The 16,510-nt window shown below is 56.2% G+C and carries 15 protein-coding genes; 6 read left to right on the top strand and 9 right to left on the bottom strand.

The window, feature by feature from the left end; translation table 11 throughout:
* The first annotated feature begins 91 nt into the window (after window positions 1-91).
* Genes rfbC through modC form a run of 6 tightly spaced genes read left to right on the top strand, consistent with a single transcriptional unit; the run spans window position 92 to window position 5,129 of the window.
* Entirely contained in the window at window positions 92-655 is a 564-nt protein-coding gene (rfbC, locus tag I3V23_12870; protein QPI85410.1) for a dTDP-4-dehydrorhamnose 3,5-epimerase, read from the top strand.
* Complete coding sequence (gene rfbB, locus I3V23_12865; protein QPI85409.1) at window positions 655-1,704, top strand: dTDP-glucose 4,6-dehydratase; 1,050 nt, start codon at window positions 655-657, stop codon at window positions 1,702-1,704. Before rfbC ends, rfbB begins: the two co-directional genes overlap by 1 nt.
* A complete protein-coding gene (gene rfbD, locus I3V23_12860; GenBank protein ID QPI85408.1) occupies window positions 1,701-2,540 on the top strand; it encodes a dTDP-4-dehydrorhamnose reductase in 840 nt (279 codons plus the stop codon). Before rfbB ends, rfbD begins: the two co-directional genes overlap by 4 nt.
* Window positions 2,541-2,582: 42 nt before the next feature.
* On the top strand, window positions 2,583-3,365 hold the full coding sequence (modA, locus tag I3V23_12855; protein QPI85407.1) for a molybdate ABC transporter substrate-binding protein: 783 nt from the start codon (window positions 2,583-2,585) through the stop codon (window positions 3,363-3,365).
* Window positions 3,362-4,063 (top strand): molybdate ABC transporter permease subunit, encoded by a 702-nt coding sequence (gene modB / locus I3V23_12850; protein QPI85406.1) that lies wholly within the window; start codon window positions 3,362-3,364, stop codon window positions 4,061-4,063. The genes modA and modB overlap by 4 nt, the downstream gene beginning before the upstream one ends.
* The gene (gene modC, locus I3V23_12845) at window positions 4,056-5,129 is read left to right on the top strand and encodes a molybdenum ABC transporter ATP-binding protein (protein QPI85405.1); all 1,074 of its coding nucleotides are present in this window, start codon (window positions 4,056-4,058) and stop codon (window positions 5,127-5,129) included. The genes modB and modC overlap by 8 nt, the downstream gene beginning before the upstream one ends.
* Here the strand turns inward: modC and I3V23_12840 are convergent, their stop codons facing one another.
* From I3V23_12840 to I3V23_12800, 9 genes are all read right to left on the bottom strand, one after another.
* The gene (locus tag I3V23_12840; protein ID QPI85404.1) at window positions 5,130-6,158 is read right to left on the bottom strand and encodes a hypothetical protein; all 1,029 of its coding nucleotides are present in this window, start codon (window positions 6,156-6,158) and stop codon (window positions 5,130-5,132) included.
* Window positions 6,148-8,259: a dynamin family protein gene (locus tag I3V23_12835; GenBank protein ID QPI85403.1), complete on the bottom strand. Its 2,112-nt coding sequence runs from the start codon at window positions 8,257-8,259 to the stop codon at window positions 6,148-6,150. Before I3V23_12835 ends, I3V23_12840 begins: the two co-directional genes overlap by 11 nt.
* Before the next feature lie 12 nt (window positions 8,260-8,271).
* Window positions 8,272-9,237, bottom strand: a complete 966-nt coding sequence (locus tag I3V23_12830; protein QPI85402.1) for a hypothetical protein — start codon at window positions 9,235-9,237, stop codon at window positions 8,272-8,274.
* Window positions 9,234-11,168: a dynamin family protein gene (locus I3V23_12825; protein QPI85401.1), complete on the bottom strand. Its 1,935-nt coding sequence runs from the start codon at window positions 11,166-11,168 to the stop codon at window positions 9,234-9,236. The genes I3V23_12830 and I3V23_12825 overlap by 4 nt, the downstream gene beginning before the upstream one ends.
* 78 nt (window positions 11,169-11,246) lie before the next feature.
* A complete protein-coding gene (locus I3V23_12820) occupies window positions 11,247-11,606 on the bottom strand; it encodes a roadblock/LC7 domain-containing protein (GenBank protein ID QPI85400.1) in 360 nt (119 codons plus the stop codon).
* Window positions 11,607-11,933: 327 nt separating this feature from the next.
* Entirely contained in the window at window positions 11,934-12,887 is a 954-nt protein-coding gene (locus I3V23_12815) for a putative sulfate exporter family transporter (GenBank protein ID QPI86839.1), read from the bottom strand.
* Between the two features lie 56 nt (window positions 12,888-12,943).
* Window positions 12,944-14,005 carry a sn-glycerol-3-phosphate ABC transporter ATP-binding protein UgpC gene (ugpC, locus tag I3V23_12810; protein ID QPI85399.1) on the bottom strand — a complete coding sequence of 354 codons (1,062 nt, stop codon included), beginning with the start codon at window positions 14,003-14,005 and terminating at the stop codon, window positions 12,944-12,946.
* Window positions 14,005-15,441 carry a carbohydrate ABC transporter permease gene (locus I3V23_12805; protein QPI85398.1) on the bottom strand — a complete coding sequence of 479 codons (1,437 nt, stop codon included), beginning with the start codon at window positions 15,439-15,441 and terminating at the stop codon, window positions 14,005-14,007. Before I3V23_12805 ends, ugpC begins: the two co-directional genes overlap by 1 nt.
* On the bottom strand, window positions 15,438-16,502 hold the full coding sequence (locus I3V23_12800; GenBank protein ID QPI85397.1) for a sugar ABC transporter permease: 1,065 nt from the start codon (window positions 16,500-16,502) through the stop codon (window positions 15,438-15,440). Before I3V23_12800 ends, I3V23_12805 begins: the two co-directional genes overlap by 4 nt.
* Between the last annotated feature and the right edge of the window lie 8 nt (window positions 16,503-16,510).

Raw genomic sequence — 16,510 nt, 5'->3', positions numbered from 1 at the left:
ATGAAACAATCAGGGGGGCCTAAGGGCGGGGTTTCTTGTCAGGGGGCGCGGGCCGATATATAGCCAAAGGGAATTGGCCCGAGGCAGCATCATGCAGATAGAGACATCCCCCCTCGCGGGACTTTTGGTCATAACACCGCGCCGCTTTGGCGATGCGCGCGGCTTTTTCTGCGAGACATGGAACCCGGCCACCCTTGTAGATCACGGGGTAAATTTGCCTGCCTTCGTGCAAGACAATCACTCTTTCTCTGCCGCACGCGGCACGGTGCGCGGCCTGCATTTCCAAGCGCCCCCTTTTGCTCAGGGCAAACTTGTGCGCTGCGGGCGCGGCGCTCTGTTTGATGTTGCCGTGGATATCAGACGCACCTCCCCGACTTATGGAAACTGGTTCGGGGTCGAATTAAGCTTTGAGAATGGCAAACAGCTCTGGATACCCGAGGGCTTTGCGCATGGGTTCATGACGCTGACCCCTGACACCGAAATCATCTATAAATGCACCGCACCCTATGCGCCCGACCATGAGGGGGCGGTGCATTGGCAATCCTGCGAGATTGAATGGCCCTTGGATTTGGCAGATGCGGTGTTGTCTGAAAAAGACCGCGCCGCCCTGCCCCTGTCAGATTTAGACAGCCCATTTCACGGGGGGGCAGACTGATGCGATTGGTGGTTACAGGCGGGGCGGGGTTTATTGGATCGGCAGTGGTGCGCTTGGCCATTGCACAAGGGCATGAGGTGCTCAACCTTGACGCGCTGACCTATGCGGCTTGCCTCGACAATCTCGCGCCCGTGGCCGACAACCCCCGCTATCGCTTTGTGCAGGCGGATATCCGCGACCGCGCGGCACTTGATAAAATTTTGGCCGAATATCGCCCAGATGCCGTGATGCATCTGGCCGCAGAAAGCCATGTAGATCGCAGCATTGATGGCCCCGCCACCTTTATTGAAACCAACATCCTTGGCACCTTCAATCTGCTAGAAGCCGCGCGCCATTATTGGGACGCGGAAGGGCGACCCGAAACCTTTCGCTTCCATCACATCAGCACGGATGAGGTCTTTGGCAGCTTGCCCGATGATCCACGCGTGAAATTCACGGAAACCACCGCCTATGACCCGCGCAGCCCCTATTCCGCGTCAAAGGCCAGCTCCGACCATCTGGTGCGTGCATGGCACGAAACCTATGGTTTGCCAGTGGTGCTGAGTAATTGTTCCAACAATTACGGCCCCTTTCATTTCCCTGAAAAACTGATCCCCGTGATCATCATCAACGCGATTTCTGGCAAAGATTTACCGATCTACGGGAATGGCGCGCATAAGCGCGATTGGCTGTTTGTCGAGGATCACGCAGAGGCGCTGTTGCTGATCATCACCCGCGGGCAAATTGGCCGCAGCTATGCCATTGGCGGCGAGAATGAGCGCAGCAATCTCGAATTGGTCGAAACACTCTGTGATATCCTTGATCGTCTGCGCCCCAAAACGCAAGGCAGCTATCGGGATCAAATCCGTTTTGTCCCTGACCGCCCCGGACATGACGCGCGCTATGCGATTGATCCCACCCGCATTGCGACCGAACTGTCGTGGCGGCCCAACACCACACTAGAAGCGGGGCTTGAACAGACAGTGCGCTGGTATCTGGACAACGAGGCATGGTGGCGCGCGCTGCAATCTCGCGATGGGGTGGGCCAGCGTTTGGGGCGTAAAGCATGATCCTGATTTTCGGCAAAACGGGGCAAGTGGCCCGCGCTTTGGCCGATCTTTCGCCTGACGCGATTTTTCTTGATCGCGCGGGTGCTGATTTGACCAACCCCGCCGCCTGTGCTGCTGCAATTTTCGCGCATAAACCTGCGGTGGTGATCAATGCCGCCGCCTACACGGCGGTGGATGCGGCTGAGGCCGACCCTGAAACCGCCTTTGCCGTAAACCGCGATGCCCCTGCCGCGATGGCCAAGGCGGCTGCAGAAATCGGGGCGGTGTTTTTGCACATCTCGACCGATTACGTGTTTGACGGGCAAGGGGATGCAGCCTTTGCGCCAGATCACCCCTGCGCGCCCCTTTCGGTCTATGGAGACAGCAAACGGGCAGGCGAGGTGGCGGTTCTGACCGCAGGGGGCGTGGCGGCGATATTGCGCTGCTCTTGGGTATTTTCTCCCTATGGCGGCAATTTCGTCAAAACCATGGTGCGATTGGCGCAGGGCCGCACGGCGCTATCCATCGTCAACGATCAAATTGGCGGCCCCACGCCTGCGCGCGCCATTGCCGAGGCCCTGCTGCAAATGGGGGATATCCTGCGCAAGCAGCCTGACTTGGCAGGGATTTATCATTTCAGCGGCACCCCTGATCTCTCTTGGGCCGATTTCGCCGCTGAAATTTTCGCACAAAGCGGCGATCAGGTGACCATCACCCCCATCCCCTCACGGGATTATCCCACGCCTGCAACACGCCCCCTCAACAGTCGTCTTGATTGCGAGACAACCCAAAACGCCTTCGGCATCGCCCGACCAAGGTGGCGCGACTATTTGGCAGAGGTCATCAAGAGCGCATAAGGCCCTTGCACAAGCGGCATTGGTCGCGGAAACTCTGCCCCTATGAACGCCCCTATCCGTCCTATATTTTTAGCCCTGATGCTGTGCCTTAGCCCGACTTTGACACGGGCTGAAGAGATATTGGTGTTCGCGGCCTCTAGCCTTGCGACAGCCCTAGATGAAATCGAACAGAAATTTGAGGCCGCAAGCGATACTGAGGTCAGCATGGTTTATGCAGGATCCTCAACACTGGCCCGTCAGATTGAACAGGGCGCGCCTGCCGATATTTTTATTTCAGCCAATACCGACTGGATGGATCGCATCGCCCAAGCGGGATTGATTGCGCCCGATGCTCGGTTTGATCTCTTGGGCAATCAACTGGTTCTTGTGGCGCATGGGGAAGGTCTGGATCAATCGGGTCAGATTATCACGCCAGAGATCAATTTGACCGATTTACTGGACGGCGGTTATCTGGCCATGGCCCTTGTTGATGCCGTGCCTGCGGGGATTTATGGCCACGCCGCACTCACCCATCTCGACCTTTGGGACACAGTCGCGGATCGGGTCGCGCAATTCGACAATGTGCGCAGCGCCCTTGCCCAAGTTGCAGCGGGGGCAACCCCCCTTGGGGTGGTCTATCGCAGCGATGCTATGATCAGCACGCAGGTGCATATCATTGGCACCTTCCCCGCAGACAGTCACGACCCAATCCGCTACCCTGTTGCCGCGCTTGGCGCGGAGATGAAACCTGCGGCCGCGGCTTTTCTCGCCTATCTGCGCGGGCGTGACGCGGCGATGATTTTCACGGCAAATGGATTTGAGACACTGGCGGAGGCTGAGAAATGAGTGATCTTCTCGGCCCCGCAGAATGGGCCGCAATCGCGCTGTCCCTCAAGGTCAGTTTTTGGGCCACTTTGGCCAGCCTGCCTTTTGCACTTTGGGTTGCCTATCTGTTGGCGCGCTGTAACTTTTTTGGAAAGCAAATCTTGAATGCAGCGGTTCATCTGCCCCTGATCTTGCCGCCTGTGGTGACGGGATATGTGCTGCTTTTGGTCTTTGGCGCGCAGGCCCCCGTGGGGCAGGCCTTGGCTGCACTAGGTCTGGGCTTTGCCTTTCATTGGACGGGGGCAGCCCTTGCCGCGGCGGTCATGGCCTTTCCGCTGATGGTGCGTGCGATGCGCCTATCCCTTGAGGCGGTTGACCCCAAACTAGAGGATGCAGCCCGCAGCCTAGGCGCGCCGCCTTGGGCGGTCTTTGCCACCCTCACCTTGCCTCTGAGCCTGCCAGGGGTTCTGGCTGGCGCGATTTTGGGGTTTGCAAAGGCGATGGGGGAATTTGGCGCCACCATCACCTTCGTTTCGAATATTCCAAATCAAACCCGCACAATCCCTTCGGCGATTTACACATTTTTGCAGCAACCAGACGGGGAACAGGGCGCGCTGATCTTAGTGGCCGTGTCGATCTTTATCGCTATTCTTGCCCTCGTTTTGTCAGAAATTCTGGCGCGGGCTTTGTCCAAACGTATCGGGGGACGTGATGCTTGATCTGAGGCTTCGTCACCAGATCGGTGCGTTTTCACTTGATCTCAACTTCCAAGCCGCCCGCGGGATCACCGCCCTTTTTGGTCGCTCGGGCGCGGGCAAAACCACCGTGATCAATGCAGTCGCGGGTCTTATCACGCCTGATGACGGCTATATCCGCGTGGGGGATATGGATCTGTTTGACGCTGCGCGCGGGATAAACCTTGCCGCGCATGAGCGCCAAGCGGGCTATATTTTTCAAGAGGCGCGCCTCTTTCCGCATCTAAGCGTTGCGCAAAATCTTCGTTATGGGATGCGCTATCGCGGCGCGCGCCCTGCCCCGAATTTCGCGGATATTGTCGAGATGTTGGGGATCGGGCCGTTGCTGCAGCGGCGACCTGCGATGCTATCAGGCGGCGAGAAGCAACGCGTGGCAATCGGGCGCGCGTTGTTGGCAGCCCCCCGTATCCTTTTGGCGGATGAGCCACTGGCAGCCCTTGATGAGGCGCGCAAACAAGAAATCCTGCCCTATTTTGAACGTCTGCGCGATGAAATGGACATTCCCATTCTTTATGTCAGTCACGCCCCCACCGAGGTTGCGCGATTAGCGACAGAAGTGATCATGATTGAGGCGGGGCGGATACAGGCGCAAGGGCGCCCAAGCGAGGTCTTTTCTGACCCCCATAGCCTGCCTGCAGGGTCACGCGAAGCGGGGGCCGTTATTGAGGCCACGCTGACGGCGCATCACGCGGATGGGGTCAGCGAATTACGTAACGCCGATGTGGCACTTTTTGTGCCGCGTTTGAGCGGCGATTTGGGGCGAAAATTACAACTGCGTATTGCCGCACATGAAGTGATTTTGGCCACCCAAAAACCACAAGGCCTATCGGCGCTCAACGTCATCGAAGGCACAATTCACAGTATGCGCAGCGGCGATGGCCCCGCCGTTTTGGTCGCAGTCGACACGAAATTGGGGCGGATCTTGGCCCGTGTGACCCGCCGCTCGGCCCATCTATTGAGCCTGAACGAAGGGCGGGCGGTCTATGCCATCCTTAAAACCCTATCGGTCGCGCGCGAAGATATTGGCTGATCATGCCGCCTTTGAGATCGGCATGAACAAGGTGCGCGCCAAAATACGGGTCTGCAAATCCGCCCCGCAAAACAAGAACACAGTGCGCCGGCGGTGGCGGTCAGTATGGTGAATGAGGTAATAGCCTTCCATGCTCACCTCTGACAAAATATCCGATCGCTCCGCCCCTTGACGTTCGGCCAGACGGGCTTGGGCCTCAGACCACAGACCGCACATTTGAGACAGCTTCATCAAATCAGGGTGGCCTTGTTGAGGCGAAATGACCTGACCTGTTTCATGCAAGATCACCCCTGTCACAACCAAACGCTGAAGCCGTGCAGAAACGCGCTCTAGCTTCTGGGTCAGATCATCAATCCATGTGGAAACGGGGCGCGCACGCGGGGCTTCGCGCAGCTTTACCTTGGTGGCGCGCATCAGCAAACCATGCAGCTTCTGGCCCGCCGTGGCCTTCCACGCATGGGCATCTGTCGCACTGGCCTCAATCGCGGCGGGGCTGGCCGAAATAAAGACAATATCCTCAAATCTTCCACCCGTATCCCGATGCAAACGGCCTGCGATTTTCTCAATATCGGTTTGACTGCGCAATTTATCTGCGCGGCTTACCGCCAAAATCATCGGGCAGCTTACACTCTCGCGCAGGCGGTCGCAGATCACCTGTTCGCTCAAGCGCCACGCCTGCGATGCGATGGTGACCCAAATGATCAGATCGGCACCCGCAATCATATCTTGTTCGGGCGGGGTTAACGGGCGCTCATGGTCGCAGGCAATTTCCGTAAACTCAATATCTTGCAAATGCGCCAAGTCATGGCTGATGTCATGCGCGGCGCGTGCCACGCCGTGGCGCAGGGTTACAGGCCCCTCTCCCTCAGAAGGCTGCGTTATGACAACCCCGCGCGCCACCGCGTTGATCAGCGCAGATTTTCCTGCCTTTCCCTCGCCCAAAATCACAACACGCAATGCGGATGTGACATTTGGGTTTTTCGGGAATTGGGTGACGTTATTGGGTTCGATAAGATAATTAGGCTGCATGGGACAAGTTCACTCGTGACAAGGCCGATTGCGCCACCGATAGGATCTGCAAACGGCGTTCCAAAATTTCCATTTGACTTTGCAAACGGTCGTACAAAATTGCGGCTTGGCCGTGATCATGGCCAAGGGCATCAATTTGACGGCGGTCGCGGCGCAGACGGCGCTGCCGCTCGGCCACAGCCACCTCAACCATACGGCTCAGCGCACGGATGCGATCCGTGCCACTGCTCGCACGTTCCACCTGTGCCTCGTTGAAAACCCGCACCATCTTCTGAACAACAGGTCGAAGTTCCGCGGTGAAAATCGTGTAAAATGCCGCGCGTGATTTCTCGGCGTTGATTGTGCCCTGACGCCAAAAGGCCCAGCCGCGGTCACTGACCAATGGCACCAATAATTCCTTTTTGGAGAAGGTAACCGCCGAGGTGAAATGGTCATGCGGCAAATCATCAAGGCCCACGCCCGAGATCACATCATCAAGCGCGCTGCTGATGATCTGCTTGCAGGCCTGCAGGCATTTCTCCAACACCAGATCGATGCCGGCGCGCGATTTTTCAAAATGCTGCGCAAAACATTTCTCAAAGGCTTGATGCAAATGCGTAAGGTCAACCCGCAACCCCCCGAATGTTTTGTCAGCAACAGTTTCGCGCAAAATCTGATCATTCAAAGCGCGATATTGTTCTTGTAAAAACAATTGGATGGCCTGACCCAAATCCGCCTCGAAGCTGGCCCATGACTGATCAAGATGCCCTGTCAAAACCCCATCTGTCGCTTCGATCAAACCCATCACGTCACGCTCAACCGCGCTTAATTGGGTGATCTCTACTTCGAGGCTGCGCACCACACTGTCTGCATTGCTGCGTTGTAACCCGTGCAATTGGTGGGCGACCGACTCTCGCTCGCGTTTCATGGCATAGCCAAGCGTGGCAATCTCGGCCCGTGTATCTTCGCAAATGCGCGACAACCCGTGCGCGCCAATACCGCTGTCGATGATTTCCGACAAGGCCTCTTTGACCGTATCGAGGCCAGAAGCGATCAATAAGCGATCAATCTGGTCCTGGGGGACATAGCCCGCAATATGCCGCACATAGGCGTGCAATTGAGGCGTATCGAGGGCCGCGCGGATCTCGGCGGCCTCAGCATCATTGCGCGTGGCCATCTCGGCCATAAAGGCGCTGCCTGCCAAAATCGTAAATTTAATCTCGGGCACCGCGATCCGCAGCCGTGTCGAGACATCTTCGATGACGCGTGGCACTTCGGTTGCATAATCGTCCAACTCATCCATGCGATTGATAAAAATCAATACCTCTTTGGTGCGTTGTTGCCCAAGCAAACGGATCAAAGCCAGATCCACCGAGGTCAAGGGTTGGTGCGCAGATAGCACCACGATGAAAATATCCGATTGATCCAGGCTGCGGCAGGTGAATTCATCGCGCACCAAAAAAGGATCATTCACACCTGGCGTATCCGTCAGGATCACAGGCACTTTGAATTCAGGACGGCGCATATAGGCATTGGCCACTTTGGTGATCAATGCGTAGCGCCCTTGCGCATCGCCTGTGTCCTCTTCTTGGCCTGCACAGACATAGCGTTTCATCAAATCAGCGTTGAGAAATTCATAGCTGTGCGATTGCCCCAAAAGCATGGGGTAATATTTACCCAAGCGCCTCTGCGCGCGTGCGCGCATCTCCTCGGCTTGGCGGCGCAGCACGGCTGAATCAAATCCGGGCAACAGCCGTTCGGTCAAATCGCGCAGCTCTGATGTGCCATTGATAATTTCATCCCAGTCAGCCTCGGAAAAAAACTCAAACATGGCGCCAACACGCGGGTCATGAGGAATATTGATCCGAATATTTGTGACCACCGATGTCCACGGGTTCACATCCGAAGGCAGAAAATCACGCTCATGCAAAAACGCATTGAGAAAGGTGGATTTGCCCGCTTTAACCTGACCGATGACAGAGATACGCGCGGCCCATGCCGCCAGTTGATCACGCAATGCAATCAAATTGCCACGGTTCTCACGCCCTACCCCATCACATAAATGGGCCAGCATGCGATCCAACAGATCGATTTCTTGGCGTTGAAGTGGCGCAATTTCCATACCCACCCCCGATTATGTGATGCTCAGATGACGCGGCGGGGTGCCATCGGCCATTGGCCCAAGCTCCGCATCCACGGCGCGCATATATTTTGACATCATCGCTTGCCAGTCCTCTGGCGATACGGGGGGGCTGCTTTTGACCAACTCAGCCCAAATTTCTTCGGCCCGCGTTTTTGGGGAACTGCCCTCAAACAGCGGCACCACATTGGTCGCTGGGTCGCCCGCGGGCTCAGGGGGGGCGGTGCGCAACTGGCGCACAGCACGCACCATCACGCGGCGCGGTGCCGCTGCCGCGCTTGGTGCCACTGAAGGATGGGCTGCTGCGCGGATCGTAAGCTCGCTGCCCGTGCGCGCGATGGTTTCAGATTGGTTGACCACATGATTGGCGATAAAATCCAAATCACTTTCAACCATCAAAGAGGCAAGAATGTGATGGTCAAAGAACCCCTCAGCCTCGCGCAAGACGCGGCGCATCAGGCGATCTGCCGTTTTGCTATCCTGCAATCTATCTGCATGGGTGACCACCAAGGTGGCGTTAGCGCGCAAACGCGCGGGCATATGTTGCCAGACCGCCTTTTCGGATTGACGCCATGCTTGCACCGCATTGGTGCACCAGATCACCATATCGGCCGCATCTAGCATTCGCATCCATGAGGCCGCATCAATATTTGGATCAGAATTTCCGGGCGTATCAATTAAATCCACATAGTCCAGAATGGGGGCTGCATAGCGCATCTGACAGCATAACGTCCCCTCGACAGGGACATGGCTCAAATCGCCAAGCGGCTGCCTTGTCCCATCTGCGCCGATAACAAGATCGGCCGCGTGATCGGCACTTAGCCAAATGGGCGGCAAAGAGGTTGAGGTCACGTTTGCAGGCAGCAAATCAACCCCAAGCAACCCGTTGATCAATTGGGTTTTGCCTGCGCTAAATTCACCCGCCACTAGAAGGCGCGGTTTGCGTGTTTCTTGCATCATGCCACATCCCTCGTCTGCTTGGTTGCAGGCGTTTTTTGATCCAAAATCGCAGTGATATAGCGCGCACGATCATTGAGATAATCTTGGATCACCTCCAACACTTCTGCCGCGCGCTGATCAAAATGCTGCGTTAAAACCTGCTCAATCAGCGGGTCTGTTTCGGCCAAAATCACATCCGCATATTTCTTGCGCAATCGTGCGGCCGCGCCAAATTTCCAAAACCGCTGCCACCAGGCTTGACTGAGATCAAGCGAAAGCGTGGCAGACAAGCTGGAAGGCGGGCGAATGATGGGAAAAAAGACCTGATCATCGGGCAAATCCACACCGACCACGGCCAGATCGACATCCAAAATGTCCTGCACTGCCGCGGCCCCCTCGACCAGTAGGGCTTGCGCCTTGCGATCAAGGCTTTTGCATGCTGATAAATAGGCCGATCGCATCGACATCCGCAGGCTCATTGGCTCATGCGTCCATGTTTCAGCTTCGCCGTAAATCGCAACATGAGAGGACAAGGCAGAAAGCGCGCTTTCGACAAAGGCCTCTTGCGCGCGGCGCAGGCGCGCTTCGAGGTCTTCGCGGGTCTGTTCTAAGTTTTGCTGATGGCGACTGAGTGCTGTATCCCTGATGCGGTCAAGGCGCTGCTTGATCGCGGCAACATCATGATCCGCGCCCGATTTTGCACCAATGGTTTGCACAGTCTCCATCATCGAGACGATATTGCGCGCCTCGGCGCGCAATTCCTCAACCATCCTTGCGCCAGGGCCATCTGCAATACGCCCCGCCACGGCGGATAACAACTGATGCAGACCGCTTGCCTCATAGGCCACGCGGCGCAAATCGGCCTCATTTGTGATACTACGTCCCGCAGCATCGGCCCAAGCCCGCAGCGATTTCTGGGCAGCAGGTAACATATTTTGCGGCTGCGCCGAACGCGCGGCTTGGGCCCAATATCCCGACCCAAACAGGATCTCGATCCCTGTCCCAAGTCCGAAACGCTCAAGGGTCTTGGTGATGCTTGCGCGTATTTTTGTCTCTTCGGCCAATGGGTCGGCCAATTCATCCATGCGGTTTACAAAAATGACGACCTCACGTGCATCAATCGCGCAGATGATCCGCAACAGGGCCATATCCATTGTGCTGAGGGCCTGATGTGCCGACAGAACCACGATACAAGCGCGGCTTTCACCAATCGCGTTCAGCGTGGTTTGTTCACGCATCATGAAAGTGTCATTGACCCCCGGCGTGTCGCGAAAGCAAAGATTGGTCGGGAAATTTGGATCTTCGATATAAAGATCCGCCGATTTGGTGATATCGGCGTAAAATCCATCCTGTCCGCCATCGCCCAGATCATCGGGATCGCCATAGCAGATGTAGCGATTGATCATATCTTGATCAAATTCGGCGAAAGCGTGGCTTTGACCGAGCAGACGTTGAAACGCGCCCCCAAGCCGCGCTTCTGTTGCAGCGCGCATCTCAAGCACCTGAAGACGCACATCTTCGGCCTCTTGCGCATATCCTGCGCGATTGGCCATCTCGCCCAGTTTTCCGCCCGTCTCAATGAGACGATCCCATTCATATTGATCAAAAAAGCGGAACAGCGCGCGGGTTTGCGGCGGGCGGCGGCGGCAGTTAAAATGCAGCCCCGTGATCACCGATGTCCATGGATTCACATCCACAGGTAGAAAATCGGGCTTGCCCACCATCGCGTTTAGAAGCGTGGATTTACCCGCCTTAACCTGACCGATAATGCTCACATTTGGCTCGAAAGCCGCGATTTTCTCAAGGCAGCGGTCGATCGTGTCGCGCACGAATTCAACATCTGGCTCTAGAATCGAATGGAACACAGAGTCAAACTGGCTGATCAAGTCCCATTGGGCTTGCAGCGCCTGAAAGGCCGTTCGATCCAATCTTGGGGTGCTATCGCGCTCCATCACCTAAACCCGTCTTCATCTCTACCATTGCGAAACCAAAATGCGTGGCGCATCTGTCAGATGCGCCCACCATAGGCCTTAGATGGCCAAACCACTTTCCACCGCCTTCACATTGAGACGCGCCATACCCAGATTTGCCGATTTCTTTTCCAAGGCCACATATAGAAAGACACTTGGGCTATCCTTGAGCGGGCGGATGAGATGGTATTGGGTGCCCAAGGTGATGAGCATATCTTCGATCTGATCATTCAGACCGATCTGCTCCATTGCGGCCAATTTTGCCCGCACCACCTCGGTATTGGCAGCGCCTGCCGCCTCTAGGTCAAATTTCGCGCCACCGCCAACGGCGGCCAACATCATTCCTGTCTCGCTGTCGACAAGGCAGGCCCCAATAAAGCCCGCAATCTCGCTTAGCTTTGAAATATCGGTTTTCGACATTGTTCCCAGTCCTGTTTTAGCCTTGCTGATGCAAGGAATGCTCGTAATGGTCACAGGTTTAGGGGGGGAATTTGGCCAAGATGGGACAGGATTGTAGAAACACCCGCCACAATTAAAAAATTTCTAAAAATTGCGCAGAACTTAAGACATACCCGCCAATTATTTGAAAATATTTATAAAAAACTTGGGCAAAGCCCCAAAACTGGAAACAATTGGCGCGCATCGGGCGCAGTGGCGCGATTTTTGTCACAATCTGTTGGGGGCACCGCGCAAGATGCACAGACACTCTCTCGGATCTGAGAATCGGAATCTGACAGCACGTCAGGCCTAGGCCAAGACCGCGAGGCCAATGGCAACCAAAGCTGCAATTAGCAGCGTTAGGGTGATCAACAACGCCAAGGCGCTGCGCCCAACTGATGCAAATGCCTGCAACGAGGTTTTCATCCCAACGGCAGCAACGGCCACCACAAGGCAGCTTCGCGAGACAAGGTTAACGCCCTCTGTGATCATCGGCGGCACAAGCTGCATCGTGCCCAGAACGGCCAATGCGATGAACCCCGCCACGAACGCAGGGATGAGTGGCGGGGCGTTCCCGCCCTCGCCCGCCTCAAGATGAGCTTTGCGCAGGATCATAGACGCCACCAAAATCACGGGGGCCAACATCATCACGCGAAACAATTTGACCAAGGTGGAAAGATCCCCCGTCTCATCCGAGATGGAATAGCCCGCCCCCACAACTTGGGCCACATCGTGAATGGTGCCGCCTAAGAATATCCCTGCCATATGGGTCGACAGACCAAGCGAGGTGACGATCATCGGATAGATGATCATCGCGACACTTGAGAGAACCGTTACCCCCACCACAGTAAAGGTGACATCATCTTCGGCCACATGCCGTTTTGGCAGTAACGCTGAAATGGCAAGCGCCGCAGAGGCGCCACAAATGGCAACAGAGCCACCCGCGAGAAACCCAAAATAGCCCGATCTGCCAAACCGCGGGGCCAGCCAAATTCCCGCGCCAATCGTGGTGACGACCGCCATCGCCAGCATGATCGCTTCGGCCACGCCAATGCCTTCCAACAATTGCGCGCTGATGCGAAGGCCAAGCAGCGCCACCCCAATGCGCAGAACGGTGCGGCCTGCAAATTGAATGCCTGCGGCCATACGCGGCTCTTGCGAGAGGAAATGAAATGGGATGCCGAGCAAAATCGCCATCAGCATCACAGGCGCGCCGTAATGATCCGACAGGAATTGCGCAGCCATCGCCACCAAAAGCGCCATCAGCAACCCTGGCCCAATGCGCTGAAGGCCAGAGAGGATGTCAGCGTTGCGCAGGGTCACCGACACACGCGCCCTGTATCGGCACGGAAGATGTGAACGGCCTCAGGGGCAAGTTTGACGGCAACTGTTTGGCCAATGGCGATATCAGTCTGACCCGCTTGGTGGATCACCAGCGGCTCCTCTGACGGCAGGGTGACGAAGATATAGCTTTCGCTGCCCAATTGTTCGACTTCGGTTACTTCGCCCTTCACGCCGCCTGTTTTGGCAATGCTAATGTCACGTGGGCGGATGCCCAATTCGATTGCATCGCCTTGACCGACACCGCTGCGCGGCCCAAGGGGAATGTGCCCCCCAGCGGCCAAAGCCACCCCACCTTCGGCGATTTCGCCCTTCAGGAAATTCATCGCAGGCGACCCAATAAAGCCCGCAACAAAGCGATTATCTGGATTGTTGAACAGTTCTAATGGGGTTCCGAATTGTTCCAGCCTGCCATCGCGCAAAACCGCGATTTTATCGGCCATTGTCATCGCCTCGACCTGATCATGGGTCACATAGATCATCGTGTTCCCAAGGCGGCGATGGAGGTTGCCAATCTCGCGGCGCATCGTCACGCGCAGCTCAGCGTCAAGATTGGACAGCGGCTCGTCAAAAAGGAAAATCTTTGGCTCGCGCACAACCGCGCGGCCAATGGCAACCCGCTGACGCTGACCGCCTGACAATTGACCAGGACGGCGGTTCAGATACGCCTCAATGCGGAGCATACGCGCGGCCTCCTCCACGCGGCGGGAAATTTCGGCTTTCGGCATTTTGAGGTTCTCAAGCCCGAAAGACAGGTTTCCGCGCACCGACATATGCGGGTAAAGCGCATAGGATTGAAACACCATCGCCAATTCACGCTGTGCCGCGGGCACATGGTTGACCACGGCCCCATCGATCACGACATCCCCGCCCGTGATCCCCTCAAGCCCCGAAATCATCCGCAGCAGCGTGGATTTTCCGCAGCCAGATGGGCCAACAAAGACGCAAAACTCGCCTGACTTGATCTCAAGATCAATGCCATGGATCACTTCGACCGAGCCGTAGCGCTTGATCACTGATTTCAGCTGTAGGTCACTCACTATTTCAATCCCGTATTGGCAATGCCCGTGGTGATGTATTTCTGCAAGAACACAAAGACCAAGGTCGCAGGCACGAGGCTGACCATGGTCATAGCGAGGCGGAAATGCTCTTGGCTGAGATGCTCGCCACGGAATTCAAGCAGGCAAAGTTGAATTGTATAGGCCTCTTTGGTGGTCGCGATGGCCACCATCGGCAAGATCAGATCATTCCAACGCCAGATCACCGATAGGATCGCCAAGGCCGCAATCGCGGGCAAGGCCAAAGGCAAAATGATACGCCAATAGACCTTCCATTCGCTCGCCGCATCCATGCGCGCTGCCTCGATCAACTCATCGGGGATCGACAGCATATATTGGCGAAGCAAAAACACCCCCGTTGGGGTGGCCGCCCCTGGAATGATAACGCCCCAGATCGACCCTGACAGGCCCGTGGCATTGATTGCCTTGAACAAGCCCACAAGCGTAATGGTGGGGGGCACCATCAGCGTGGCCAAGATGATCACAAAGAACAAAACTTGGCCACGGAATTTATATTTCGCCAACGCAAAGGCCGCCATCGAATTGATGAGCAAGGTCAGAGCCGTGGCTATGGCCGTGACCAAAACCGAATTGGTAAAGCAGGTCGCAAAATTCACGTTTACGCCAAAGGCACGCCCCAAAAGGGGATCGGTGTAGTTTTCCCAACTGGGGGCAAAGCTGCGCTCTGTGCGAATGGTGGCCGTGGCAAGCTGAACCACCTCCGCGCTGCGGTTATCAACATAGCGCGCGGGCGTTGTGTCGCGCGTGGGGTTGATGCGCGACACCCCAAACAGTGTCTCAATGCCTGTAACTGGATCAGGGGCGCGGGCCAAAATCTGAACGGAAATGGCAGATGGCTCGTAAGGATCAAGCGATAAAAATTCCGACAGAAGTCGCTGATCTTCGGGGCCAAGCCCCGCGATGATGGCCGCAACATCATATTCACTGCGTGCCTGCGCCGACATGGACACGTAGCGCAAAATCCAATCAGGCAGGTTTTCCCGTGCAACCAAGTCACGCGTCATCTCAGGCAAAAGGCCCAAATGCGCCCGCAAGGCATAATGCGCATCCCCCTCATACCCTGCCAAGAAGGCGGATAAATCGTGTCGTGCCTTTTGCGTATCGGGCAGATCCGACCAATCCAAAACCCAATAGGGCAGATCACTGATGTAGAAAATGCGCTTACCCTCTGGCCCTGTGACTGTGGCGCGCGCCACCTGTTTATAACGGGCAGGCAAAAGCGATAGGTCTTGGCGTTCCAACTGCGCCGAAGATTTCAACGAATTCAGCCCCAGCCACAGCACAGGCACGAGGATCACAATCACGCCAAGCAAGAGATAGGCATAGGTGAGGTAATCCAACCAATTCGCACGTGGCCCGCCTGCCTTGCGGGTCAGAAATGCCCATGCCCCACTCATTGCCGCGCCCCCCGCGATGAGAGCCAAACCTGCAACAACGACAGCATAATCAAAACCGCAGCCACAATCAGCGATGCCATCGCCGCAACCCCCAGACCATTGGCTGTGGCCTGCCCCCGCAGACCTGATGTTTCAAAAATATAGGCTACAAGCGAAGACCACCGCACCGACATGGCATAGAGTTCCTCAAATGCTTGAAAGGCTTTGATCAGCGACAGAACCGTGACCACCAACAGGGTCGGCGCAAGCAGCGGGATGGTGATGCGGGTCAATTGCCGAAAGGCGGATGTGCCATCCATTTCAGCGGCCTCGTACACATCGCGCGGGATTGCCTGCAGCCCTGCAAGCAGGATCAGCATATAGAAGCCAAGATGCGCCCAAGTGTAGACAAAGACAGACCAAAACATCGTCCATGACGGATCGGTCAGCCATTGGATCGGCTCCTCAATCCAGCCCCACATGATCAGGCTTTGGCTCAACACGCCTTGACGCTTGAGGATCAAACTCCACAAAAAGCCGACCACCACGGGCGACAACATCACAGGGTAGAAAAACACCGCCCGCCAAAAGCCGCGCGCGATGATTTGGCGGTTCAGCGCAAGCGCAGATAACAGCGCAACAAGGATCATAACGGGCACTTGGAAAATCACGAAGATCGCCGTGTCGTAGACGGCCGAGAAAAATTTGTCGTCCTCAAGATTGGCGGCGCCGGTGTCAATCTGTGTTTCGGCCACAAGACGGCGCAGGTTATCAAGACCTGCAAAGGCACGCTCATCAAAGAGAATGGATTGGCCTTCGGTCACCGCGAACCCCAAATTGATAAACATCGGGGCAAAGGTGAACAGGCCAAAGACCAACATATTGGGCAAAAGGAACAAATAGGGCAGACCAGTCGCGCCTGCGAGGCGCTGTGTCATCTCAATCGGCCATCCCATAATCGAGGCCAATTGCCCCGTAATTGGGCCAGTGGGGCGGATCAACACCCACCCCACGGCCAAGTAGAGGGCCAGATAGAGCGGCCAAGGTGACCCTGCAAATGCGGCGATGAAGGCGTCAATCATTGCAGGGT

This window comes from Rhodobacterales bacterium HKCCA1288, assembly GCA_015693905.1.
Lineage (GTDB): Bacteria > Pseudomonadota > Alphaproteobacteria > Rhodobacterales > Rhodobacteraceae > M30B80.
Note: the sequence above shows the minus strand (reverse complement) of the source record. Positions and strands in the feature narration are given on the sequence as shown.

Bases quoted from the DNA above. Each gene is read 5' to 3' on its own strand.
- I3V23_12830 (QPI85402.1), bottom strand. From the start codon at position 9,237: ATGATGCAAGAAACACGCAAACCGCGCCTTCTAGTGGCGGGTGAATTT.
- I3V23_12805 (QPI85398.1), bottom strand. From the start codon at position 15,441: ATGAGTGGGGCATGGGCATTTCTGACCCGCAAGGCAGGCGGGCCACGT.
- I3V23_12835 (QPI85403.1), bottom strand. From the start codon at position 8,259: ATGGAAATTGCGCCACTTCAACGCCAAGAAATCGATCTGTTGGATCGC.
- modB (QPI85406.1), top strand. From the start codon at position 3,362: ATGAGTGATCTTCTCGGCCCCGCAGAATGGGCCGCAATCGCGCTGTCC.
- I3V23_12840 (QPI85404.1), bottom strand. From the start codon at position 6,158: ATGCAGCCTAATTATCTTATCGAACCCAATAACGTCACCCAATTCCCG.
- I3V23_12820 (QPI85400.1), bottom strand. From the start codon at position 11,606: ATGTCGAAAACCGATATTTCAAAGCTAAGCGAGATTGCGGGCTTTATT.
- modC (QPI85405.1), top strand. From the start codon at position 4,056: ATGCTTGATCTGAGGCTTCGTCACCAGATCGGTGCGTTTTCACTTGAT.
- I3V23_12825 (QPI85401.1), bottom strand. From the start codon at position 11,168: ATGGAGCGCGATAGCACCCCAAGATTGGATCGAACGGCCTTTCAGGCG.
- rfbC (QPI85410.1), top strand. From the start codon at position 92: ATGCAGATAGAGACATCCCCCCTCGCGGGACTTTTGGTCATAACACCG.
- I3V23_12800 (QPI85397.1), bottom strand. From the start codon at position 16,502: ATGATTGACGCCTTCATCGCCGCATTTGCAGGGTCACCTTGGCCGCTC.
- I3V23_12815 (QPI86839.1), bottom strand. From the start codon at position 12,887: ATGGCGCTTTTGGTGGCGATGGCTGCGCAATTCCTGTCGGATCATTAC.
- rfbB (QPI85409.1), top strand. From the start codon at position 655: ATGCGATTGGTGGTTACAGGCGGGGCGGGGTTTATTGGATCGGCAGTG.
- modA (QPI85407.1), top strand. From the start codon at position 2,583: ATGAACGCCCCTATCCGTCCTATATTTTTAGCCCTGATGCTGTGCCTT.
- rfbD (QPI85408.1), top strand. From the start codon at position 1,701: ATGATCCTGATTTTCGGCAAAACGGGGCAAGTGGCCCGCGCTTTGGCC.